The sequence below is a fragment of the Caballeronia sp. BR00000012568055 genome (assembly GCF_029439455.1).
Classification (GTDB): Bacteria; Pseudomonadota; Gammaproteobacteria; order Burkholderiales; family Burkholderiaceae; genus Caballeronia.
Map to the genome: position 1 here is coordinate 1 of NZ_JAQFVG010000235.1, position 351 is coordinate 351.

At 57.8% G+C, this 351-nt stretch carries 1 pseudogene; it reads left to right on the forward strand.

The window, feature by feature from the left end:
• Nucleotides 1–351: pseudogene (locus tag P7F28_RS10620) on the forward strand (type VI secretion protein); the annotation flags it as partial.

The window sequence follows — 351 nt, forward strand, 5'->3', positions numbered from 1 at the left end:
ACGCAATCCGGCAAGACACCGGAACAATGGTTTGCGGATCAGAACACGCTGCTGCAGAACAACGACAAGACAGCCAAGCAGTTATTCCAACAGGGAAACGACGTGATTTCGCACGTCGGCACGCTTGCCAAACGCCGGCAGGAGATCCAGGACCAGTTGAACATGTCGCCGACGATGGAGGCCACGGCGCAACTGACGACGCACATGCTGGACATCATCTCGAGCCAGAACGGTGATCTGATCTCGATGATGGCCGCCAAGCAACGCAGCGACGCCGTGAAGGAATCTGCCAATGTGGTGGACCAGCAGGCGAACAATGCAGCGCAGGCGGCCATGAAGACGCAGCAGGAT